Below are 22,091 nucleotides of genomic sequence, written 5' to 3'. Positions count from 1 at the left end.
AAAAAATCTTTAAATAATACCGTCGCTTACGGGCCAAACCCTTTAAAACCGGGGTTTACTCGCTTGGCGGAACGTAGCCTTCAGCTTGTGCGTATTCTTCGCCGCTGAAGAACTTATCCATTTCGCCCTGCAAATATTTTCGATCTTCAGCGTTCATCATGTTCAAACGCTTCTCGTTGATCAGCAAAGTTTGGTGTTTTTGCCAATCAGCCCAAGCTTTTGCCGAAACGTGATCAAAAATGTCCTGACCTTTGGCGCCCGGAAACGGAGCGCGCTCAAGGGCGGGCAGTTCTTCTTTGTACTTGCGGCACATAACGGTGCGGGTCATGACGACTCTCCTGCGTTCAATAGCTCGGCTGCACGTTTGAGCAGCTTCTTGACCGGGGCAGCAAGGCCCAGGCGCGGCGGGGTGGCGAGGTTATACCAGAGCCAATCAGCCTCGGCCACGTGATGGCCGGACTCTTTGACGTGAATCAGCCAGGGTTCGATGGCTAATTGGAAATGGCTAAAGGTATGGATCAGGCCGGGCAGTTGATGCTGCGTGCCCAGCGCCAGTGAGTGTTGCGAGGCCAAGTGCTCGATGTCGTTCAGGTCGTCCAGCTCAGGCAAGCTCCACAAACCGCCCCACAGGCCCGTAGAGGGACGACGGTAAAGCAGGATCGCACCTTCGGCATTGGCCATCATGGGCATCAGCGTACGCTTTTGCGGGACGGTCTTGCGTGGCTTGGGCACCGGGTAGCGTGACTCAAGACCAAGCAGGTGCGCTTCACAGCCGTTTTCGAGCGGGCACAACAGGCAGCTCGGCTTGCTGCGGGTGCAGAGCGTGGCGCCCATGTCCATCATGGCCTGGGTGTAGGCGTTGACCCGATCATGGGGCGTGAAGCGCTCGGCGGTTGCCCACAACTGTTTGGCGACCTTGGGTTCGCCCGGATAGCCCTCTTGCGCGGTATAGCGAGCCAGTACGCGCTTGACGTTGCCGTCCAGGATAGGTGCCCGCAAACCCATGCTCAGGCTGGCAATCGCACCGGCTGTGGATAACCCGATGCCGGGCAGTTCGACGAGTTTTTCAACGTCTCGCGGAAATTCGCCGCCATATTCATCGACGACAATCTTGGCGGTTTTCTGCAAGTTGCGCGCACGGGTGTAGTAGCCAAGGCCCGTCCACAGGTGCAGCACTTCGTCTTCGGGAGCGCTGGCCAGGGCCTGGACCGTGGGCAGCGAAGCCATAAACCGGTCGAAGTAGTTGAGCACGGTGCTGACTTGGGTTTGCTGCAACATGATTTCCGAGACCCACACCCGGTACGGGGTGATGCCCTGTTGCCAGGGCAGGTCGTGACGGCCGTGGCGGTCATACCAGTCCAGCACCGCCACAGAAAATTGCTCGTCTTTCATCGGTTAAACAGCCCCTTGAGGGCGTTTTTGAGTTCGGGGCTGACTTTGTCGCCCAGTTTCTCTTCAAGCTTCTCGCTGATTTTGTTGCCCGCCATTTTCGCGGCCACTTTACCCAGCCCGTCCTTGTCCAGACGGCAGGCTTTGGCACCCAGTTCCAGCGGGCCACGGCAACGCAATGGCAGCTCGATGCCGACAAAGTTCTTGCCGACCTGGCAGGCCGGGTCTGGCATGGCGCGGGTGTCACCTTCGATGACGATACCGATGCGATAGTCCATGCCCAGCACGCGCAGGTCGATGTCGCCATCGCCTTTAACGCTCATGCCCGGAATGCGCACGATCAGGTCGGGGTTGCTGGCCACACCATTACGAAACACCAGGCTGCCCTTGAGTTCCTTGAAGGGCGGGTCTTTGCCCTGCGGTGCGCTGGTCAAAGGTTTACGGTTGAGTACCGAGATGCCTTTGCACAGTTGCTGCTCAATGTTGGCATTAAGCAGTACGCCGTCGTTGAGGACGAAGCTGGCGGTGCCATTGAGGCTCTGAATCAATGCACTCTGGCTATCGCCGCTGCCCGTGACGTTGCTGTTAAGGGTCAGCAGGCCGGTGACCGGGGGTTTTTGACCCTGGCTCTGCAGGATTTTATCCACAGGCACGTCGGTGATGCGGGTTTGCAGGGCGGCCATCGGCAGCATAGGGCGCACATCGAGGCTGCCATTGGCCGCGAAGTTACCTTTGTACAGGTTGCCGCTCAGGTTCTGCAGCGTCAGCAGGCCGTCTTTGCTGACCGCCTTGAGCACTGCGTTCTGAATGGGCAGTTGGGTCAGCGTCAGTTGACCAAAGCTGATGTCAGCCTGCAGATCAAGGGCCTTGAGGCGAGTCACAGGAATGATTTTTGCCGTGCTCCAGCCACTTTTGGTGGGGGCGTCAGGCAGCGGTGTGTCGCCTGAGGCGGCCAGCGCGCCGGCTTCGCTGCTTTGTACTTCAGCCTTGCGTGCAGCCGTGGCGCCGCTGGCTTGCTCGGACTTGGCGGGCATGTAGCGATCGGCGTTGAACGTGTCGCCTTTGAGCTGGATGCGCAGGGCTTGCTTGGCGAAGTCTTCTACCGCAATACGACCGGTGAAGGTGCTGTCGTCCACTTTAAGGTTGAGTTCGTCAAAGGCCATGCTGTTCGGTGTGCCCGACAGGCGAGTGACCACTTCAACTTTACTCAGGCTGCCCGGCGCCATGTTGGGCAGAGGGTGGCCGATGCTGTCGAGGAACTTGGCCAGATCAAGCTGGGCAATCGACAGGCCGCCGCTGATTTGCGGCGTTTTGTCGAGTTCATTGACCTTGAGTTCGCCCAACGCCCGCATCTGATTGGCGGAAATCTTAAGGCCGCTCCATTCCGCGATGTTGGCGGCCAGATCCACGAGGATTTGCCCTTGAGCAGCAAACGTCATGGTCTTGCCTTGCAGCGGCTCGCCCGAGGCTTCACCCACGACTTTCATGTCATCGAACTGATAACGCTTGAGCACGCGATCAAAACGCAATTTGCCGTCGACTTCTGTCTTGACCCGCATGACGGGCTGATTGGTGCCCAGAAAGGCAGTCAACTTAACCGGGGTGCTGGTCGCTTCGTGAATCGGGCCGGTGCTCAGCTGGATACTTTCTGCACTGAACTGCTTACCGTTTTGCTCGTCGTTGTATTCGACCCGCGCGTTGTTCACGGTCAGGCTGTCAATGTCGAGCTTGAGTGGCTGGCTGACGCTGTCAGGTTTGCTGGCAGGTGTCGTCTCGGCGGTGGCCGGGGTTTGGGTGGTTGCGGCCACCGGTGCCGGTTTGCCGATGTCTTGCCAGTTGCCATGACCGTCTTTGTCGCGGTTCAGGCGCAGGTTCAAGCCTTCTACCCGCACATCGCTCATCTGCACTTCTTTGCGCAGCAGCGGCAGTACGCGCACCGAAAGCCCCAGCATTTGCAGGTCGGCGAACGGCTGGGTGGGTTGCGCGAGTGTTGCCACGCTGGCGTCGTGCAGCTCCAGGCCAAGCCACGGGAACAGGCTCCAGCCTATGTCGCCATTGAGCGTCAACTCGATGTGGGCCTTGTCGCGAGCTATCTGGCGGATCTCGTCTTTGTAGTCGTTGGGATCAAACAGATGGCTCAGAGCAAAGCCCAAAGCCACGATGATCAGCAACAATCCGAGAAGCACCAGACCCAGGATTTTGCCGAACGCTTTCATGGGCGAGTCCTTGTAAGTCTATGTGAGGGAGAAGTTTAAAAATCAGCCGCAGAGTATAGCGCCACGCGATGACCGACTGGGCGCGGATAGTGGCTTACCTCTTTGTAGATGAAACAGCGCACAGCAGTGGACGGCTTCCTGCTTTCAAATGGTAGTCTTCACCTGTTTTCCACGACCTCTGCGGCGTATCGTCGCGCCGCCGACTTGATCCAATAAAACGACTGTGTGCTTCAGGGCACCAAAGTCAGGGTTGAGCGTGTCCGGGAAACACTTCATCCATGGGGGAAATAATAATGAGCACTAGCATTGCTGCGGGCAGTCCTGCCTCACAGCCGGCGTTCCTGTCCAAAGAGCGCATCATCGCCAAACCCGGTTTCAACCGTTGGCTGGTACCACCTGCCGCACTGGCCATTCACTTGTGTATCGGCATGGCCTACGGCTTTTCGGTGTTCTGGTTGCCACTGTCCAAGGCCATCGGCGTCACCGCGCCGGTAGCGTGTGCGCCAGACATGAGCTTCATCGCACAGGTGTTTTCGTCGCAGTGCGACTGGCCGATTTCGATGCTTGGCTGGATCTACACCTTGTTTTTCATCTTCCTGGGTTGCTCGGCAGCCGTGTGGGGCGGGTGGCTTGAGCATGCTGGCCCGCGCAAGGCCGGTGTGGTGTCGGCCTTGTGCTGGTGTGGGGGGTTGCTGATTTCAGCGCTGGGCATTTATACCCACCAAATCTGGCTGATGTGGGTGGGCTCGGGAGTGATTGGCGGTATCGGGCTGGGGTTGGGCTACATCTCCCCCGTGTCGACTTTGATCAAGTGGTTCCCGGACAAGCGCGGCATGGCCACGGGCATGGCAATTATGGGGTTCGGCGGTGGTGCCATGGTTGGCGCACCCTTGGCCGCTGTCTTGATGAACCATTTTGCGACGCCTGACAGTGTGGGTGTGTGGCAGAGTTTTGTGGTGATGGCTGCGATTTATTTCGTGTTCATGATCGGCGGCGCCCTGTCATACCGCGTTCCGCCTACCGGCTGGAAACCTGAAGGCTGGACTGCACCGGCCAAAAAAGCGTCTAACGCAATGATCACCCATCGCCATGTGCACGTCAGCGTGGCCTGGAAGACGCCTCAATTTGCCTTGGTGTGGCTGGTGCTGTGCCTGAACGTCTCAGCCGGCATCGGGATTCTGGGCATGGCTTCGCCGCTGTTGCAGGAAGTGTTTGCGGGCAAGCTGCTGGGCAATGACCTGACCTTCAGTCAGCTGGATGCAGTGCAACTGGCGCAAATCGCGGCCATTGCAGCGGGCTTCACCGGATTGCTGAGCCTGTTTAACATCGGCGGGCGCTTTTTCTGGGCGTCGTTTTCCGACTACCTGGGGCGTAAAAACACCTATTTTGTGTTCTTCGCCTTGGGATTTGCGCTGTACGCGATGATTCCCAACCTTGGGCATCTGGGCAACGTGTCGCTGTTCGTGGCGGCGTTCTGCATCATTTTGTCGATGTACGGCGGTGGTTTCGCCACCGTGCCTGCGTATCTGGCCGACCTGTTCGGCACCCAGATGGTCGGTGCCATTCACGGGCGACTGCTTACCGCATGGGCGGCGGCGGGTGTGCTGGGGCCGGTATTGGTCAACTACCTGCGTGAATATCAGCTGAGCATCGGGGTTGAGCGTGCGGCCGCGTATGACATCACGTTGTACATTCTGGCGGGCTTGCTGGCGCTGGGTTTCGTGTGCAACTTGCTGGTGCGACCGGTGAACGACAAGTACTTCATGACCGACGCCCAACTGGCGGCCGAGCAGGCGCTGGGTCACGACAAGGGCGCTGACGCTACAACGTCGCTGGAATGGAAAGCAGCGCCGGGCAGCCGCCCACTCGTGATTGCCGCGTGGTTGGCCGTGGGCATCCCGCTGTTGTGGGGTGTGTGGGTCACGGTGCAGAAGACGGCTGTGTTGTTTAATTGATGTTTAACTGACCCGTAGCAGCGGCCGCAGGCCGCGTCCGGCGGCGCAGCCGTCGTAAAACCAGAGAATGCGGTGTTTCACATTGACCGTGATCGCATGTTTTACGATCGCTTCGCAATCGGACGCAGCCTCGCGGAGCTCGTCAGCTGCTACGCAGTTGTGCGCCTTGGGCGCATTACGTCAGTCTTATCACCCGAATGTTTCTGTTTGCCTGACCCGTGCCTATAATGACCACCTTTTTTCGCCCAATGATTTTGCGGAGCTGGTGATGGCCGAACGTAAGGCGTCAGTCGAGCGCGATACTCTGGAAACCCAGATTAAAGCCTCGATCAACTTGGATGGTACCGGTAAGGCCCGATTCGATATCGGTGTACCTTTTCTTGAGCACATGCTCGACCAGATCGCCCGACACGGGCTGATCGACCTGGACATCGAGTGCAAAGGCGACCTGCATATCGACGATCACCATACCGTTGAGGACGTGGGCATTACCTTGGGTAAAGCCTTCAGTCAGGCGGTCGGCGATAAAAAAGGCATGACCCGTTACGGTCACGCTTATGTCCCGCTGGACGAAGCGCTGTCGCGCGTAGTCATCGACTTTTCAGGCCGCCCTGGCCTGCAAATGCACGTGCCTTACACCCGCGCCACCGTGGGCGGCTTCGATGTTGATCTGTTCCAGGAGTTCTTCCAGGGCTTCGTCAATCACGCCAATGTCAGCATGCACATCGACAACCTGCGTGGCACCAACACTCACCACCAGATCGAAACCGTATTCAAGGCATTCGGCCGCGCGTTGCGCATGGCTGTTGCGCTGGATGAACGCATGGCCGGGCAAATGCCGTCTACCAAGGGCGTGCTTTGATGGAGACCGTGGCGGTAATCGATTACGGCATGGGTAACCTGCACTCGGTGGCCAAAGCGCTGGAACACGTGGGCGCCGGTCGGGTGCTGATCACCAGCGATGCCAACGTGATTCGCGAGGCCGACCGCGTGGTGTTCCCCGGTGTGGGCGCGATTCGCGACTGCATGGCTGAAATTCGTCGCCTGGGTTTTGATTCGCTGGTGCGTGAAGTCAGCCAGGACCGTCCTTTCCTCGGCATTTGCGTCGGCATGCAAGCCTTGCTCGACAGCAGCGAAGAGAACGGTGGCGTTGACTGCATCGGTCTGTTTCCCGGCCAAGTAAAGTTTTTCGGCAAAGACCTGCACGAAGACGGCGAACACCTCAAAGTGCCGCACATGGGCTGGAACGAAGTGCAGCAGAAGGTCGATCACCCGCTGTGGCACGGTATTCCTGACCTGGCGCGTTTTTATTTCGTGCACAGCTACTACATCGCGGCGGGCAACCCTCGCCAAGTCGTGGGCGGCGGGCATTATGGTGTCGACTTTGCTGCTGCGCTGGCCGAAGGCTCGCGTTTTGCCGTGCAGTTCCACCCCGAGAAGAGCCATACCCACGGTTTGAAGTTGTTGGAAAACTTCGTGGCCTGGGACGGTCGCTGGTAATGGCTTTGCGCAAGCAATAGCCGCCCACTCTCGCGCTCACCGCCGAGCAAGAATTGAGTCAGCTGCAAGCTTTAAGCTTCAAGCGCCCAGAGAAAGCGGATCACAGTCGCGCTTCCAACTTGCCGCTTGAAGCTCACCACTTGCCGCTCTTTTGACGAAGGAAAAAGCATGCTAATTATTCCCGCTATCGATCTTAAAGACGGTGCCTGTGTACGTCTGCGCCAGGGCCGCATGGAAGACTCCACCGTATTCTCCGATGACCCGGTGGGCATGGCCGCCAAATGGGTTGAGGGCGGTTGCCGCCGTCTGCATCTGGTTGACCTGAACGGTGCCTTTGAAGGCCAGCCGGTCAACGGCGAGGTGGTGACCGCCATCGCCAAGCGTTACCCGCATTTGCCTATTCAAATCGGTGGCGGCATTCGCTCACTGGAAACCATCGAGCATTACGTCAAAGCGGGCGTGAGCTACGTGATTTTGGGCACCAAGGCGGTGAAAGACCCTGCGTTCGTGGCTGAAGCGTGTCGCGCATTCCCGGGCAAAATCATCGTGGGTCTGGACGCTAAAGACGGTTTTGTGGCCACCGACGGCTGGGCTGAAATCAGCACCGTGAACGTGATCGATCTGGCCAAACAGTTCGAGTCAGACGGCGTGTCCGCGATCGTTTATACCGATATCGCCAAAGACGGCATGATGCAGGGCTGCAACGTCAGCTACACCGCAGCCCTGGCGGCGGCAACAAGCATTCCCGTGATTGCGTCGGGTGGCATCCACAATCTGGGCGATATCAAAACCCTGATGGACGCCAAGGCGCCGGGCATCATCGGCGCCATCACCGGCCGTGCAATCTATGAAGGCACGCTGGATGTGGCTGAGGCGCAAGCCTTCTGCGACACCTATAAAGGCTGAGGAGAACCGCATGGCGCTGGCCAAACGCATCATCCCTTGCCTGGACGTAGATAACGGCCGGGTCGTGAAGGGCGTCAAGTTTGAGAACATCCGCGATGCGGGTGATCCGGTAGAAATTGCCCGTCGCTATGACGAGCAAGGGGCTGACGAGATTACCTTTCTCGACATCACCGCCAGCGTCGACGGCCGCGATACGACGTTGCATACCGTCGAGCGCATGGCCAGTCAGGTGTTTATTCCGCTGACGGTGGGTGGCGGGGTGCGTTGCATTCAGGACATTCGCAACCTGCTGAACGCCGGTGCCGACAAGGTTTCGATCAACACGGCTGCGGTGTTCAACCCTGAGTTTGTGGGCGAAGCGGCGCAGCACTTTGGTTCGCAGTGCATCGTGGTCGCCATTGATGCCAAGAAAGTCTCCCTGGCGGGCGAACCTGCGCGCTGGGAAATCTTCACCCACGGCGGGCGCAAGCCCACCGGTCTCGACGCTGTCGAATGGGCGATGAAGATGGAAGGCTTGGGCGCCGGTGAGATCTTGCTGACCAGCATGGATCAGGACGGCATGAAAAGCGGCTTTGACCTGGGTGTGACCCGTGCGATCAGTGATGCGCTGGGCATCCCTGTCATCGCCTCGGGGGGCGTCGGCAACTTGCAACATTTGGCCGACGGCATTCTTGAGGGCCACGCCAGTGCCGTACTGGCGGCGAGTATTTTCCACTTTGGTGAATACACCGTGCCGCAAGCCAAGGCCTATATGGCTGAGCGCGGGATCGTGGTGCGCTAAACACTGGACACTGTGGCGAGCCCGGTTCACTCTTGGGCACGCCATGGATCTAGGTTGTCTGACATGTTTAAACGTTTTTTAGTGGTTGTGGCCGGTTGCACATTGTGGCTGGGCGCATCTGCAGCTGAGGTTTCGCGTACCCCTCTGGTGTTGCTAACCGAAAATTTCCCGCCGTACAACATGGCGAAAAACGGGAAAAACTTCGCACAAAATCAAAATCTTGAAGGTATCGCCGTCGAAGTACTGCGCGAAACCTTCAAGCGTGCTGGCATCCCCTACAACATGACCCTGCGCTTTCCGTGGCAGCGTATCTATGACCTTGCCCTCGCCAACCCCGGCTACGGCGTCTTCGTTACGGCACGTGTGCCTGAGCGTGAAGCGTTGTTCAAGTGGGTCGGCCCCATTGGGCCAGATGACTGGGTATTGTTGGCCAGAGCGGATAGCCCGATATCGCTGACCACCCTTGATCAGGCGGCGAACTACCGCATCGGCGCTTACAAAGGCGATGTGATCGCCATGTCTCTGGAGAGGCAGGGGATTAAGCCGGTGATCGTGCTGCGCGATCAGGATAACGCCCGCAAGCTGCTGGCCGGGCAGATCGACCTCTGGGCCACAGGCGATCCAGCGGGGCGATTTTTAGCGCGGCAGGTAGGTATATCAGGGTTCAAGACGGTACTGCGCTTCAATCAGGCTGAGCTGTATCTGGCGCTGAACAAAGAGATCCCGGACGAAGTCGTGAACAAATTACAGGCCGCAATGGATGAAATGCGGGCTGAAGGGTTGATCGAGAAGATTCGCGCTAAATACCTGTAATCGGACATTCGTAGCCTTCGGCAACTGCTACGGATTCCGCTTACCGATAAACCCCGTCTTTCCCGTGTGCCGCCATCGCCTGATTGCTGCGCACGCCGATCATCTGTTTGATGTCGATCCAGTCAATGCCTTGCGCTTTGAGCGTGGGCAATTCGCGCTCCAGTACCGCCAGGGTTTGCGGATATGGATGGCCGATCATCACCACCGAACCGTATTTCTTGGCGTGTTTTATCGCGGTTTCGAGCTGGCTGGTAATGGCCTGCTCGGTGCGCACGTTGTCGAGGAACACATCGCGCGAAACACTGGCCAAACCGATTTTCTGCGCCTGGGCCGCCGCGACGGTGCGCGCGCTGGTGCGGCTGTCGACAAAGAACTTGTGCCGCTGCTGCAGTTCGCTCATCAACCAGGCCATTGCCTCAGGCTGAGCGGTCATCAGGCTGCCTTCGTGGTTATTGATGCCACTGGTGTAGGGCACGGCCTTGAACGCCGCGTCGAGACGCTTTGCCAGTTCGGCAACGGGCAAATCCGGGTGCCAGGCGAATGGGCCGGTGGCAGGGTCCATGGGCATGTGCAAGATAACGATCTTGCCGGCCTTGTGAGCTTCACGGGCAAATTCAGCGGCGTGCGGGGTGTCGGGCATCACCGCGGTCGTCACCGGGCCCGCAAAGGCCAGTACGCGGCGATCACGGGGCAGGTTCTGCCCCAGATCGTCGATGATCAGGCTCAGGTAAGCCTTGGGGTGTGCGTCAGGATGATGGGCTGGCGCCGCATGGGCGGCACCGGTCAGGCAGCAGAGCAGGGCGAGGGCGGTCGAAAAACGCACCTCAATTGCCGCGCGTAATGCTCAAGCCTTTGAGCAGACTCAGGGCCTGACTCAGCTGGAAGTCATCATCCTGTGGCATCGGTTTGGCTTTGGGGCTCGAACCGGTCGGGCGGTCGGCACCGCCGTTACCATTGCCGAGGTGACCTTGCAGGTCGGCCTCTTTGTAGTACTCAGTGTCTTGCTCGCGGGTGATCTTGGCGCGGCTGACTTCGATGTCCGGCACGATGCCCTGCGCCTGAATCGAACGCCCGTTAGGGGTGAAGTACAGCGCAGTGGTGATTTTCAGTGCACGGTCATTGTTCAGCGGCAGCACGGTTTGCACCGAGCCTTTGCCGAAGCTGGTGGTGCCCATGACCACGCCGCGTTTTTGATCCTGCAAGGCACCGGCGACGATTTCCGAGGCCGAGGCGCTGCCACCGTTGATCAATACGACCAGCGGTACGCCCTCACTCAAGTCTTTACCGGTCGCCGAGAAGCGCAGTTCGGAGTTGGCGATGCGGCCTTTGGTGTAAACGATCAGGCCTTTGGTGATGAAGTGATCCACCACTTCAACGGCCGATTGCAGTACACCGCCGGGGTTGTTACGCAGGTCGAGGATGATGCCTTTGAGTCGCTTGTTGCCGTTTTCGCGGCGCAGCTTGGACAGCGCGGCTGCCACTTCTTCGCCGGTTTTGACCTGGAACTGGGTAATGCGGATATAGCCATAGCCGTCTTCGAGCAGCTGGCTTTTCACGCTTTTGACCTGGATGTTGGCGCGGGTCAAGGTGACGTCGAACGGCGTGCCGCCATTGCGAACCAGGGTCAGGGTGATTTTCTGGCCGATCTTGCCGCGCATCAGGTCGACTGCTTCAGTCATGCTCAGGCCGCGTGTAGGCTGGCCGTTGATCTTGACGATAAAGTCGCCCGCCTGAATACCGGCTTTGCTCGCGGGGGTGTCATCAATGGGCGAAACGATTTTGATATTGCCGTCTTCAGAGCCGACCTCGATGCCCAGACCGCCAAATTCGCCGCTGGTGCTTTCCTGCAGCTCGGCGAAGTCTTCTGGCCCCAGATAAGCCGAATGCGGATCAAGATTGCTGAGCATGCCTTTGATGGCATTTTCGAGCAGGGTTTTGTCGTCAACAGGTTCCACGTACGCCGCTTTGATCCGGTCCATGACTTCGGCGAATGTGCGCAGTTCTTCCAGCGGCAGTGGTGCCTTGGCGCTGGTGGCGGCCGCCGGTGCGGCGGGCGGCGTGGCAGCGAATGCCAGAGGCGAGCCAAGCACCAGAGCGATCGTCAGGGCCAGCGAGTTAAGGCGGGTCAGATGCGGCATGTTGAACGAACTCCTACGTATTAAAGGTGATGGACTCATCCTTGAGTACGGCACCATTGTGCGGGGTCGCTGGGGCGACCCTGCTGACGAATAGCAAAATACAACGCGGGTGTTGCCTGACCACCGCTGTTGCCTACGGTGGAAATGACATCCCCGGCTTTAACAATGTCTCCGGCCGACTTGAGCAGCGTCTGGTTGTGGCCGTACAAACTCAAATAACCATTACCGTGATCCAGAATGACCAGTTGGCCCGCACCGCGCAGCCAGTCGGCAAACACCACGCGACCTCCATGCACGGCGTGCACCTGAGTGCCTGCCCCGGCGCTGATCATCACGCCGTCCCACTTGGTGCGCACGTCATCGCCACGGCTTTCACCGAAGCGTGCCAGTAGTCGACCATCAACAGGCCAAGGAAGTTTGCCCCGGGCTTGAGAAAAAGGTCCGCCGTAAGAGACGCCGGCACTGGAGACCAAGGCACCTGGCGTTGATTTGATCGGCTTGCGCGGGGCGTCGGTGGCGACCGACTCAGCCTCGCGCTGGCGTTTTTTCTCGGCTTCCTGTTGCGCAATCAACGCTTTTTGTCGCGCTTGCTCGGCTTCTCGGGCCTGGCGGGCAAGGGTTTCTTCAATGGTCTTGAGGACTTTAGCCAGATCTGCCTGATCCTGCTCGCGGGCTTGCAACTTTTGATCGCGGTTTTTGACATCAGTGTTGAGCTTGGCCAGTACTTGCTGGCGTTCGGCGCGTACTTTGTCGAGCTCGGCGCGCTGGGTGTCGAGGCTGCTTTTTTGCGCCAGCAACTCTGCCTGCTGTTGATTGATGTCGGCTTCGACATTGGCCAATTGGCGCAATGTTTCGTTGAAACCCTTGAGCTGAGTCATCCGTGCCTGGCTCAAGTAGTCGTAGTAGGTGAGGGTTCGAGCGAACTTCTCAGGGTTTTGCTGATTGAGCAGCAGCTTGAGGTATTCCTGATGGCCGCCTTGATAGGCGGCGCGCGCTTGAATGGCGATCAGGCGTTGCTGTTCAATTTTTGCGCTGTGGAGTTTTTTTTTCTCGCTATCTAGGCGCAGCAGCTCGCCTTCACTCTTTTTTAGTTCTTTTTGCAGGGCATCAACCTGCTTCTCCAGTTTGCCGATTTCGGTTTCGGTACCGCGCAGGTCTTTCTGCACGCCGGATTTTTCTTCCTGGAGTTTGCCCAGGAGTTTTTTCAGCTCGCCGATATCCTGGCGCGTGGCCTCCAGCTGCTGTTGGGTTTGCGCGCGCTCGTCGGCAAAGGCCGGTTGGAGCAGGCATGTCAGAGTAAGGGCTATAAGGGCGCGGAGCATGGGGCGGGCGACACCTGAGGTACGGGACGGCTTAGTATGCCCGCCATCGTCACCTATAAGAAATGAATGAAAGTTAAATAGTAATAGATCAATCCCGTAGCAGTTGCCCAAGGCTACGTCCGGTCGCGCAGCGATCGTAAATGCTCTGCACGCGGTCCACCTGAGTGGTCGCGGCACCTGAATTTACGACGACTTCGTCGCCGGACGCCGCCTTCGGCAGCTGCTAGGGGCGTTACACACGCATTAAGCGTCGATCAATATGGTCTTGCCGGTCATCTCTTGAGGCTGTGGCAGCCCCAGCAACTTGAGCATAGTCGGTGCAACGTCAGCCAAAACACCACCGTCGCGAACTTTGAACGCACGCTTTCCGACATAAATAAACGGCACAGGTTCACAGGTGTGGGCGGTATGGGCCTGACCGGTGCTGTTGTCGGACATTTGTTCAACGTTGCCGTGGTCGGCAGTGATCAGTGCCTCGCCGCCCACTTTGTCCAGCGCCTCGACGATGCGGCCAACGCAGGCATCCAGGCATTCAACGGCTTTTACCGCGGCGTCGAACACGCCACTGTGGCCGACCATGTCGCCGTTCGCGTAGTTGACGACAATCACGTCATAACGCTGATGCTCAATCGCATCGACGATTTTATCGGTCACTTCTGGCGCGCTCATTTCAGGCTGCAAGTCGTAAGTGGCGACTTTAGGCGATGGCACCAGAATACGTTCTTCTCCCGGGAACGGCTCTTCACGGCCGCCAGAGAAGAAGAAGGTGACGTGGGCGTATTTTTCCGTTTCGGCAATGCGCAGCTGGGTTTTGCCGTTTTTCGCCAGGTAGTCGCCCAGTACGTTTTCCAGGCTGCCCGGCGCAAAAGCGCTCGGCGCAGGAATGCTGGCTGCATATTGAGTCAGCATCACGAACTCGGCCAATTTTGGCTGGCGGGCACGTTCGAAGCCATTGAAGTCATCTTCAACGAATGCGCGGGTCAGCTCGCGGGCGCGGTCGGCGCGGAAGTTCATGAAGACCACGGCGTCGCCGTCTTCAACCTTGACCGGTTCGCCAAGGGTGGTGGGTTTGACGAATTCGTCGCTTTCACCGCGAGCGTAAGCAGCGTCCAGGCCTTCTTGGGCGGTGGCTGCGTTGAACTGGCCGTTACCGTCAACAATCAGGTTGTAGGCTTGAGCGACACGGTCCCAGCGATTATCGCGGTCCATGGCAAAGTAGCGGCCAATCAGACTGGCGATGCGGCCTTTGCCTAAATCCTTGAACGCTTCATCCAGCAGCTCAATGGAGGACGATGCGCTTTTTGGAGGCGTGTCGCGGCCATCGAGGAAGGCATGCAGGTAGATTTTTTCTGCACCGCGCTTGAACGCCAGTTCCGCCATGGCGATCAAGTGGTCCTGGTGGCTGTGAACACCGCCGTCCGACAGCAGGCCCAGAATATGCACGGCCTTGCCTGCACCTACGGCTTTATCGACGGCTGCGCACAGGGTCGGGTTCTCGAAGAAGTCACCATCAATAATGGACTTGGTGACGCGGGTGAAATCCTGATACACCACGCGGCCGGCGCCGAGGTTCATGTGGCCAACCTCGGAATTGCCCATTTGCCCGTCCGGCAGACCGACATCCATGCCTGAACCCGAAATCAGGCCGTTTGGCATGCTTGCAACGAGACGATCGAGCACCGGTTTCTTGGCCGAATACACGGCGTTATGGTCGTGGCTTTCACTGTGACCGAAGCCATCCAGGATGATCAGGACCAAAGGTTTAGGCGTGGTAGTCATAGATCCCACTCGTGGCTGGTTGAATAGAAGGTACTAAGAGGACGCGCAGTTTAAAGCGAAGTTCATGTGACGTCACCGCCGGGCGGGGTTTGGCCGACCAAGGTGGCTGTGTATACTGGCCCACATTTTACGACCCTGGAACCTTCTGATGGTTGATCACCTGATTACATTTGCCACTGCTCACTACCTGCTTGTAGGCGCGTTTGTCATCCTGTTGGCGCTGTTGATTGCTCACGAGATGAGCCGTGGCGGGCGCAGCATCAGCACCGGCGAACTGACCGGCCTGGTCAATCGCGACGAAGGCGTGGTGATTGATATTCGTCCGGCCAAAGACTTTGCCGCAGGTCACATTGTAGGTGCCCTGAACATTCCGCAAGACAAGCTGATTGCGCGCATGGCCGAGTTGGACAAATTCAAAGGCAAAACCATCATTCTGGTGGATGCTGCGGGTCAGCACTCTGGCGGTCACGCCCGTGAACTGCTCAAGGCCGGCTACAACGCCGCCAAGCTGTCCGGTGGTATTTCCAGCTGGCGCGCCGATAACCTGCCTGTGGTGAAGTAAGCATGCCCAAGGTTATCGTTTACTCCAGCGACTATTGCCCTTATTGCTCGCGAGCCAAGTATTTGCTTGAGCAAAAGGGTGTTGCCTTCGAAGAAATAAAAGTCGACGGCAAACCTCAGATCCGCGCCGAAATGGCCCAGAAGGCAGGCCGCACGTCGGTCCCTCAAATCTGGATTGGCGACCTGCACGTGGGGGGTTGCGATGACCTGTTTGCTCTGGAGCGCGCAGGTAAATTGAATGCGATGCTCGGCGTCTGACGCTCTTTCTCTCTAAGCCCAAGATCAACAAGGATCTGTGATGACTGACCAACAGAACACCGCTGCTGTTAGCGATGAAGACACTGCTCCACAATTCTCGCTGCAACGTATTTATGTACGTGACTTGTCGTTCGAAGCGCCGAAAAGCCCGGCAATCTTCCGTCAGGCGTGGGAGCCAAGCGTTGCCCTGGACCTGAACACCCGTCAAAAGCCATTGGAAGACGACTTCCACGAAGTGGTATTGACGTTGTCGGTTACCGTCAAAAACGGTGACGAAGTGGCCTTTATCGCTGAAGTTCAGCAAGCGGGCATCTTCCTGATCAAAAACCTTGATGCGGGTTCGATGAGCCACACTCTGGGTGCTTTCTGCCCGAACATCCTGTTCCCGTATGCGCGCGAAACCCTGGACAGCCTGGTGGTTCGCGGCTCGTTCCCGGCATTGATGCTGGCACCGGTGAACTTCGATGCTTTGTACGCGCAAGAAATGCAGCGTATGCAGGAAGAAGGTTCGCCGACGGTTCAATAACCGGTCGATGAATAAAAAAGCGCCTAACGGCGCTTTTTTTATGCGGCGCGTGAAGTATCCGTAGCAGCTGCTACAAGTGCGGTGCGCTACTTGAACCCCAACTGCCGCCACGCTTCGTAAACGGCCACGGCCACGGTGTTGGACAGGTTGAGGCTACGGCAGCCTTCGCGCATGGGCAGGCGCAAGCGGTGTTCGCTGTCGAGGGCGTCGAGTACCTCGGGCGGCAAGCCACGGCTTTCGGGGCCGAAGATAAACGCATCGCCCTCGGCGAACTGAACGTCGTGGAACGGCTTGGAGCCTTTGGTGGTGAACGCGAACAGGCGCGGGTGGCCCAGACTTTCAAGGCAGCTGGCCAGGTCCGCATGGCGCTTGAGCGGCGCGTACTCGTGGTAGTCGAGCCCGGCACGGCGCAAGCGCTTGTCGTCCAGCTCAAAACCGATAGGCTCGATCAAATGCAGGTGGCAGCCACTGTTGGCGCACAGCCTGATAATGTTGCCGGTATTCGGCGGAATTTCTGGTTGGAAAAGGATGACGTGAAACATGCACGGCTCCGAATATGAGGATGGGCGCGATTCTACGCCTGAAGAAGACCCGCGACCTAAACTCTGGTTGCGGGTTTTAGGATCTTTGGCGATTGTCGGTTTTATGGTCGGCCTGATGATTGGCCGTTTGACCACGCCTGAACCCATTGAACTGCAGCAAATAGAGGCCCTGCCGGGCGCACTGGTGGTGTGGTTCAGCGCTGAGCCCAAGCTGCATGGTGAGCTGGTTGATGGCACCGTGGGCGTGTTGTTTGATGCCAAGGGCGGGGTGCAGAACGGCCAGTTGATGCTCAACGGCAAGACGGTGAACTGGCGAGTGCGTGTGACTGATGGTGGGTTGTTGCTGACGTTGGTGGCGGCCCGTGCCTTACAGGGCGACTGGGCCGGTGCGCCGCAGGATGGGCGCTGGCGGTTGCAGGTAAACCTGCGAGAGGAATAAAAGAGGGAATGACGGCCTGCCTGTACCGGTTCCCTGAAAGCGTTGTGCGCGTTGATGCAATAGTCATCAAGGCTGCGGTGTAAAAGTGGGGAGTCTTGACCTGCCTGTATCAAGGTCCCCTAAAACGGTGTGGCTTGTTATAGGTATTGCAGGGCGCGTGCCAGTTTTGGTTTTTTTGTGTAATTGAGTGAATAAAATGCAAAAGCCCCGGAATTCGGGGCTTTTAGGATGTGCCTTTCGCACGCGTTGAATTTGGCTGAAAGCCTTGATCTAGAGCGGTGCACGATAATGGTGCGGCTGTGCTTTTGAGTGGTGCAGGTAGAGCCAAAGCCCCTCACCCCAGCCCTCTCCCAGAGGGAGAGGGGGCTTAAGGCAGAAGCCCCTCACCCTAGCCCTCTCCCAGAGGTAGAGGGGATTAAAAGCAAAAGCAGATTTGCGTAGCGCCACCGATCAAGTTCCCTCTCCCTCCGGGAGAGGGTTAGGGTGAGGGCGCTTTTGATCTGCCTTACGCCTCATCACCCTCATCTTCCTCGCCATCAATCTTCATGCCCAACTCCTTGATCTTGCGAGTCAAGGTGTTGCGACCCCAGCCCAGCAACACGGCAGCGTCACGGCGGCGGCCTGCGGTGTGTTTGAGCGCGGTTTCAATCATGATTCGCTCAAACGTCGGCACAGCGCTGTCCAGCAGATTTGACTGACCACGGCCCAGTGCTTGATCGGCCCATTGACGCAGGGCTTGCTCCCAGTTGGTCACCGGCGAGCTGTCCTGTTGCAGGTTCAGCAACTCAGGCGGCAGGTCGCTGATATGCACTTCACGGCCCGACGCCATGACCGTAATCCAGCGGCAGGTATTCTCCAGCTGACGCACGTTGCCAGGCCACGGCAGGTTCTTCAGGTATTGCTCGGTCTCGGCCTTGAGCAATTTGGGCTCCACAGACAACTCTTGCGCAGCGCTGCTGAGGAAGTGCCGGGTCAAGGTCGGGATGTCTTCGCGACGGTCCGACAGGCGCGGGATATGGATGCGAATCACGTTCAGACGATGAAACAAGTCTTCGCGAAATTTGCCGGCCTGCACCAGTGTTTCTAGATTTTGATGAGTGGCAGCAATGATGCGCACGTCGACTTTGACCGGCGTATGCCCGCCCACACGGTAGAACTCACCGTCCGCCAACACCCGTAACAGACGGGTCTGGGTATCGGCCGGCATGTCGCCAATTTCATCCAGAAACAGGGTGCCGCCGTCAGCCTGTTCAAAGCGACCGCGACGCAGGTTGGCGGCGCCGGTAAATGCCCCTTTTTCATGACCGAACAGTTCTGATTCCATCAAGTCTTTGGGGATGGCGGCCATGTTCAACGCTATAAACGGTGAAGCCGCGCGCGGACTGTGGCGATGCAAGGCGTGAGCAACCAACTCTTTGCCCGTGCCCGATTCGCCATTGATCAGCACCGTAATATTGGAGTGACTAAGACGACCAATGGCGCGAAACACTTCTTGCATTGCCGGCGCTTCGCCAATGATCTCCGGAGTGCGGGCCAGCGCTGGCGTCACAGCCAGGCCTTGCTGCTCCTGAGCATGCTGGTTGGCACGCTTGACCAGTGACACCGCATCATCCACGTCAAACGGCTTGGGCAGGTACTCAAACGCGCCACCCTGATACGACGCTACCGCGCTGTCCAGATCGGAATGGGCGGTCATGATGATGACCGGCAGGCGAGGGTGCTGCTCGCGTATTTTGGCCAGCAAATCCAGACCGCTTGCACCCGGCATGCGAATGTCTGAAATGATCACGTCGGGCTGCTGGCGAGCGAGGCGACTCATCACGCCATCGGCGCTGTCGAAGCTTTGTGTGGTCATGCCTTCTTGTTGCAAGGCTTTTTCCAGTACCCAGCGGATAGAACGGTCGTCGTCGACGATCCACACGGTTTCACTTCGGCTCATGTCGATGCGGCTCCTTGTTCCAGTGGTAGAAAGATCGAGAAGAGTGTGTGGCCGGGGTGGCTCTCACACTCGATCAATCCCTGGTGCTGACTGATGATGTTCTGGGTGATGGCTAGGCCCAGCCCCGTGCCGTCCGGGCGGCCGCTGACCATCGGGAAAAACAGGGTGTCTTGCAACTCGGCCGGAATGCCCGGCCCGTTGTCGATAATTTCGATTTTTGTCACCAGGCGGTGGCGAATATGGCCAATGGTGAACTGACGCATGGCGCGGGTGCGCAAGCTGATACGGCCCAGTCGCAGTTCGTTCTGGCTGCCGATGGCCTGCATGGCATTGCGCACAATATTGAGTACCGCTTGAATCATTTGCTCCCGGTCGATGAGCAGGTCAGGGAGGCTTGGGTCGTAGTCGCGCACCAGCGTAATGCTGCCCTGTGTTTCCGCTTCAACCAGGTTGCACACCCGCTCCAGCACTTCGTGCACATTGGTCAAGGACAGCGAGGGCAGTTTGTTCGAGCCAAGCATGCGATCAACCAGATTGCGCAAGCGATCGGCTTCTTCAATGATCACGTTGGTGTAGTCGCGCAGGTTTTCGTCGGGCAACTGACGGGCCAGTAGTTGCGCCGCGCCACGAATGCCGCCCAATGGGTTTTTGATTTCATGGGCCAACCCGCGTACCAGCATCTTGCTGGTTTCCTGCTTGGACAGCTGCGCTTCTTCTTTGGTGATGCGCAGCAGGCGGTCTCGCGGGTGAACTTCAAGCAGCAGCATGGTGCCGCTGTTGCTCAGGATCGGGGTGACCGCGTAATCCACGGTCAGCGTCTGCCCGGTGAGCGAGGTCAGCATGGCTTCGCGCTTGGTAAATGGATGAGCCTGTTCGACAGCTTGGCGCAGCGAATGCAGCGCTTCGGTGGACTCAGTGAACAATTCACTGATGAATTGTCCATGACTGCGCTGCCCGCTGATGGCCAGCAGCATCTCGGCTGCAGGGTTCATGTACTCAAGGCGTAAAGCGTCATTGAGTAATAGCGTGGCGGTGGTCAGATTGTCGAGTAACAGTCGGTGCAGGGCATCACTGATGGTCATGGGCCAATCCCGGATTGCTTGCGCGGGTTACACGCTGAGACAAAGAAAATGCAAAAACCAAACCAAGGCTCTTAAAAGAAGCGCTAATCGCCTGAAATTGAGACGTGGAGCCCATAAAGGTGGCGTAATGACTTCTTTCTCGCGCCTCTTCGACCCAAAGTGGGCTGCCAATCGAATTTTCCAACTATTAATGCACCAATATAGTGCAAGTTGAAAGATGGGTTCTGGATGTCTTGAATATTCATGTGGGCGTGGAAATCCGCACATAAAAAAACCTCCCGAAGGAGGTTTTTTTAATTCACGCCGGTTGAACCCGGAGTGTCTGGATTAGCAGCTGTAGTACAGCTCGTATTCCAGTGGGTGTACGAAGGTGCGTACTTTGATTTCTTCTTCGCTTTTCAACGCGATGTAAGCGTCGATGAAGTCGTCGCTGAACACGCCGCCTTTGGTCAGGAACGCACGGCCCTTGTCCAGTTCTTCCAGCGCTTCTTTCAGGCTGCCACACACTTGCGGGATCTCTTTGGCCTCTTCAGGCGGCAGGTCGTACAAGTTTTTGTCAGCGGCGTCGCCAGGGTGGATCTTGTTCTGGATACCGTCCAGACCAGCCATCATCAATGCTGCGAAGCACAGGTACGGGTTGGCTGCCGGGTCCGGGAAGCGTGCTTCGATACGGCGAGCTTTAGGGCTGGACACGTAAGGAATACGGATCGACGCGGAGCGGTTACGAGCCGAGTAGGCCAGCATTACCGGTGCTTCGAAACCTGGTACCAGACGCTTGTAAGAGTTGGTAGCCGGGTTGGTGAAGCCGTTCAGTGCCTTGCCGTGCTTGATGATGCCGCCGATGAAGTACAGAGCGGTGTCGGACAGGCCAGCATAGCCTTCGCCAGCGAAGGTGTTCTTGCCATCTTTGGAGATGGACATGTGAACGTGCATACCCGAGCCGTTGTCGCCGTACAGAGGCTTAGGCATGAAGGTAGCGGTACGGCCGTAGGCGTCTGCCACGTTGTGCACGCAGTACTTCAGGGTCTGAACTTCGTCAGCCTTTTTCACCAGCGTGTTGAACTGCACGCCGATTTCGTTCTGGCCAGCGGTTGCCACTTCGTGGTGGTGAACTTCGATAACCAGACCCATTTCTTCCATGGCGTTGCACATGGAGGTACGGATTTCGTGGTCATGGTCGAATGGCGGAACCGGGAAGTAACCACCTTTGATACCTGGACGGTGGCCACGGTTGCCGCCTTCCACGTCCTGATCGGACATCCACGAACCTTGTTCGGAATAGATCTTGAACATGGAACCGGAAATGTCGGACTTGAATTTCACTTCGTCGAAGATGAAGAACTCAGGCTCCGGGCCGACGAATACAGTGTCACCGATACCGGTGGACTTCAGGTATTCCTCGGCACGGGTAGCGATGGCGCGTGGGTCGCGGTCATAGCCTTGCATGGTCGACGGTTCGATGATGTCGCACACCAGGATCAGCGTAGGCTGTTCGGTGAACGGGTCCAGAACAGCCGTGCTGTCGTCTGGCAGCAGGATCATGTCGGACGCTTCGATGCCTTTCCAGCCAGCAATGGAGGAGCCGTCGAACATTTTGCCGTCGGTGAAGAAGTTTTCATCCAGCGCATCACGGGCCGGCATGGTCACGTGGTGTTGTGTGCCTTTGGTGTCAGTGAAGCGCAGATCAATCCACTTGACGTCATGATCTTTGATGAGTTGAACCGACTTCGACATAGTGTCCTCCGGGTGGCTTAGGGCTGGTGGTGGATTAGCCCTTAATAAGTGGTTGATGCCGGCGCGAATACTCTGCCAAGGCAACCTGCCTCACAAGGGAGCAAATTGCATGCCAGTGCCCCGACTTGCCCCAATCTCAGGCAACTAGGGACGTAGACTACCGATTAGCGCCCTTAATCGCACTTAAATGAAGCGATTAAGGCTGCATATG

General features: G+C 57.8%; 21 protein-coding genes. 10 read left to right on the top strand and 11 right to left on the bottom strand.

Features of this window, described 5'->3' with window-relative positions:
* Nucleotides 1-55 precede the first annotated feature (55 nt).
* From FJD38_RS09135 to FJD38_RS09125, 3 genes are read right to left on the bottom strand one after another with little or no spacing between them, the layout of a single operon-like run.
* On the bottom strand, nucleotides 56-328 hold the full coding sequence (locus tag FJD38_RS09135) for an oxidative damage protection protein (protein ID WP_122785279.1): 273 nt from the start codon (nucleotides 326-328) through the stop codon (nucleotides 56-58).
* Entirely contained in the window at nucleotides 325-1,392 is a 1,068-nt protein-coding gene (gene mutY, locus FJD38_RS09130) for an A/G-specific adenine glycosylase (protein WP_146384951.1), read from the bottom strand. Before mutY ends, FJD38_RS09135 begins: the two co-directional genes overlap by 4 nt.
* Complete coding sequence (locus FJD38_RS09125) at nucleotides 1,389-3,605, bottom strand: AsmA family protein (RefSeq protein ID WP_146384949.1); 2,217 nt, start codon at nucleotides 3,603-3,605, stop codon at nucleotides 1,389-1,391. Before FJD38_RS09125 ends, mutY begins: the two co-directional genes overlap by 4 nt.
* Before the next feature lie 293 nt (nucleotides 3,606-3,898).
* Here FJD38_RS09125 and FJD38_RS09120 point away from each other — a divergent pair, with 293 nt between their 5' ends.
* From FJD38_RS09120 to FJD38_RS09095, 6 genes are all read left to right on the top strand, one after another.
* A complete protein-coding gene (locus FJD38_RS09120; protein WP_122785276.1) occupies nucleotides 3,899-5,560 on the top strand; it encodes an OFA family MFS transporter in 1,662 nt (553 codons plus the stop codon).
* 268 nt (nucleotides 5,561-5,828) lie between these two features.
* A complete protein-coding gene (hisB, locus tag FJD38_RS09115) occupies nucleotides 5,829-6,422 on the top strand; it encodes an imidazoleglycerol-phosphate dehydratase HisB (RefSeq protein ID WP_146384947.1) in 594 nt (197 codons plus the stop codon).
* On the top strand, nucleotides 6,422-7,060 hold the full coding sequence (gene hisH, locus FJD38_RS09110; RefSeq protein ID WP_122785275.1) for an imidazole glycerol phosphate synthase subunit HisH: 639 nt from the start codon (nucleotides 6,422-6,424) through the stop codon (nucleotides 7,058-7,060). Before hisB ends, hisH begins: the two co-directional genes overlap by 1 nt.
* Nucleotides 7,061-7,228: 168 nt before the next feature.
* On the top strand, nucleotides 7,229-7,966 hold the full coding sequence (hisA, locus tag FJD38_RS09105) for a 1-(5-phosphoribosyl)-5-[(5-phosphoribosylamino)methylideneamino]imidazole-4-carboxamide isomerase (protein ID WP_122785274.1): 738 nt from the start codon (nucleotides 7,229-7,231) through the stop codon (nucleotides 7,964-7,966).
* A gap of 10 nt (nucleotides 7,967-7,976) precedes the next feature.
* A complete protein-coding gene (gene hisF / locus FJD38_RS09100; RefSeq protein WP_122785273.1) occupies nucleotides 7,977-8,747 on the top strand; it encodes an imidazole glycerol phosphate synthase subunit HisF in 771 nt (256 codons plus the stop codon).
* A gap of 63 nt (nucleotides 8,748-8,810) precedes the next feature.
* Nucleotides 8,811-9,560, top strand: a complete 750-nt coding sequence (locus FJD38_RS09095) for a substrate-binding periplasmic protein (RefSeq protein ID WP_122785272.1) — start codon at nucleotides 8,811-8,813, stop codon at nucleotides 9,558-9,560.
* Nucleotides 9,561-9,600: 40 nt separating this feature from the next.
* Here FJD38_RS09095 and FJD38_RS09090 read toward each other — a convergent pair whose 3' ends face one another.
* The 4 genes from FJD38_RS09090 to gpmI all read right to left on the bottom strand — a co-directional run bounded on the left by FJD38_RS09090 (nucleotide 9,601) and on the right by gpmI (nucleotide 14,799).
* Nucleotides 9,601-10,383, bottom strand: coding sequence for a divergent polysaccharide deacetylase family protein (locus tag FJD38_RS09090; RefSeq protein WP_146384945.1), 783 nt, complete (start codon nucleotides 10,381-10,383; stop codon nucleotides 9,601-9,603).
* A gap of 1 nt (nucleotide 10,384) precedes the next feature.
* Nucleotides 10,385-11,698, bottom strand: a complete 1,314-nt coding sequence (locus tag FJD38_RS09085; RefSeq protein ID WP_146384943.1) for a S41 family peptidase — start codon at nucleotides 11,696-11,698, stop codon at nucleotides 10,385-10,387.
* A 35-nt stretch (nucleotides 11,699-11,733) separates the two neighbouring features.
* Nucleotides 11,734-13,020: a murein hydrolase activator EnvC family protein gene (locus FJD38_RS09080; RefSeq protein ID WP_122785269.1), complete on the bottom strand. Its 1,287-nt coding sequence runs from the start codon at nucleotides 13,018-13,020 to the stop codon at nucleotides 11,734-11,736.
* Between the two features lie 243 nt (nucleotides 13,021-13,263).
* Nucleotides 13,264-14,799, bottom strand: a complete 1,536-nt coding sequence (gene gpmI, locus FJD38_RS09075; RefSeq protein ID WP_146384941.1) for a 2,3-bisphosphoglycerate-independent phosphoglycerate mutase — start codon at nucleotides 14,797-14,799, stop codon at nucleotides 13,264-13,266.
* Nucleotides 14,800-14,947: 148 nt separating this feature from the next.
* Here gpmI and FJD38_RS09070 point away from each other — a divergent pair, with 148 nt between their 5' ends.
* The 3 genes from FJD38_RS09070 to secB are packed head-to-tail and all read left to right on the top strand — an operon-like array spanning nucleotide 14,948 to nucleotide 16,144.
* Nucleotides 14,948-15,361, top strand: coding sequence for a rhodanese-like domain-containing protein (locus FJD38_RS09070; RefSeq protein WP_122785267.1), 414 nt, complete (start codon nucleotides 14,948-14,950; stop codon nucleotides 15,359-15,361).
* A 2-nt stretch (nucleotides 15,362-15,363) separates the two neighbouring features.
* Nucleotides 15,364-15,618, top strand: a complete 255-nt coding sequence (gene grxC / locus FJD38_RS09065) for a glutaredoxin 3 (protein ID WP_122785266.1) — start codon at nucleotides 15,364-15,366, stop codon at nucleotides 15,616-15,618.
* A 40-nt stretch (nucleotides 15,619-15,658) separates the two neighbouring features.
* Nucleotides 15,659-16,144 (top strand): protein-export chaperone SecB, encoded by a 486-nt coding sequence (gene secB / locus FJD38_RS09060; protein ID WP_122785265.1) that lies wholly within the window; start codon nucleotides 15,659-15,661, stop codon nucleotides 16,142-16,144.
* A gap of 86 nt (nucleotides 16,145-16,230) precedes the next feature.
* On the opposite strand, the gene trmL is transcribed toward secB, so the two are convergent.
* Complete coding sequence (gene trmL, locus FJD38_RS09055; RefSeq protein ID WP_122785264.1) at nucleotides 16,231-16,686, bottom strand: tRNA (uridine(34)/cytosine(34)/5-carboxymethylaminomethyluridine(34)-2'-O)-methyltransferase TrmL; 456 nt, start codon at nucleotides 16,684-16,686, stop codon at nucleotides 16,231-16,233.
* Between trmL and FJD38_RS09050 the strand changes: the two genes are divergently transcribed.
* The gene (locus FJD38_RS09050; protein WP_146384939.1) at nucleotides 16,685-17,125 is read left to right on the top strand and encodes a hypothetical protein; all 441 of its coding nucleotides are present in this window, start codon (nucleotides 16,685-16,687) and stop codon (nucleotides 17,123-17,125) included. The genes trmL and FJD38_RS09050 overlap by 2 nt on opposite strands.
* Nucleotides 17,126-17,630: 505 nt before the next feature.
* Here FJD38_RS09050 and ntrC read toward each other — a convergent pair.
* The 3 genes from ntrC to glnA form a co-directional block, all read right to left on the bottom strand.
* A complete protein-coding gene (ntrC, locus tag FJD38_RS09045; RefSeq protein ID WP_146384937.1) occupies nucleotides 17,631-19,064 on the bottom strand; it encodes a nitrogen regulation protein NR(I) in 1,434 nt (477 codons plus the stop codon).
* The gene (gene glnL, locus FJD38_RS09040; RefSeq protein ID WP_122785261.1) at nucleotides 19,061-20,146 is read right to left on the bottom strand and encodes a nitrogen regulation protein NR(II); all 1,086 of its coding nucleotides are present in this window, start codon (nucleotides 20,144-20,146) and stop codon (nucleotides 19,061-19,063) included. The genes ntrC and glnL overlap by 4 nt, the downstream gene beginning before the upstream one ends.
* Nucleotides 20,147-20,473: 327 nt before the next feature.
* The gene (glnA, locus tag FJD38_RS09035; protein WP_003438610.1) at nucleotides 20,474-21,880 is read right to left on the bottom strand and encodes a glutamate--ammonia ligase; all 1,407 of its coding nucleotides are present in this window, start codon (nucleotides 21,878-21,880) and stop codon (nucleotides 20,474-20,476) included.
* Nucleotides 21,881-22,091: the final 211 nt, after the last annotated feature.

Source organism: Pseudomonas saxonica (assembly GCF_007858365.1).
Taxonomy (GTDB): domain Bacteria; phylum Pseudomonadota; class Gammaproteobacteria; order Pseudomonadales; family Pseudomonadaceae; genus Aquipseudomonas; species Aquipseudomonas saxonica.
Note: the sequence above shows the minus strand (reverse complement) of the source record. Positions and strands in the feature narration are given on the sequence as shown.